Origin of the sequence: Vibrio sp. S234-5, from assembly GCF_000960595.1 — a bacterium.
GTDB lineage: Bacteria > Pseudomonadota > Gammaproteobacteria > Enterobacterales > Vibrionaceae > Vibrio.
The window spans coordinates 1-563 of the sequence record NZ_JZAM01000019.1 but is presented as its reverse complement, the minus strand read 5'-3'; the positions used below and the strand labels follow the sequence as shown (position 1 = coordinate 563).

Annotated in this window: 1 protein-coding gene and 1 pseudogene; both read right to left on the bottom strand. The window is 41.0% G+C overall.

Annotation, left to right across the window (positions count from 1 at the left end):
• Positions 1 to 207: 207 nt before the first annotated feature.
• Positions 208 to 435, bottom strand: a pseudogene (locus UF06_RS00080) (GNAT family N-acetyltransferase); the annotation flags it as partial.
• 4 nt (positions 436 to 439) lie between these two features.
• Positions 440 to 563: transposase (locus UF06_RS23320; RefSeq protein ID WP_045569239.1), on the bottom strand; the 124-nt coding region annotated here is incomplete at its 5' end.

Below are 563 nucleotides of genomic sequence, written 5' to 3'. Positions count from 1 at the left end.
TATCCTTTACGACTACATGGTCAAGTGCATGCAGGAGTTAGCGAAAGCGGAACCTGATATCGATGCACTCCTGCCTTGGAACTTCAAACACTAACAATATCGCCCCGTGGGTTCATGGGGCGGATACCAAAAAACAACGCATAATAAAAATGCCACGCGTTGGCCGTCCCTCTTAAACGCTTTGTTATAAGCAAATAACACCTTGATTTAATTGATTTTCAACTGTTCAGGACTAGATAAAACCCATGCGCTATTATGAGCTTCAAAACCAATTTTCGGATAATAACCTTGCGCTTTCGGCGCTGACAGTAAAACCAATTTACAGCTTTGGCTCAACTCTTCTTTAGTCACTAAGATCAGATATTTACCTATACCATTGGATTGAACGCTTTCATCAACGGCTAAATCAGACAGATAGCAACAATAATGAAAATCTGGTTCATCCGGAAAATCGATACTTCGCCTCATGACTGGCTTTGATTTTTAACTCAAAAAATTCCCAATCACGATACCCATAGGCGACTTTGTTCAGCGTCTTTATTCGGTTGTTCACACCCTCTACT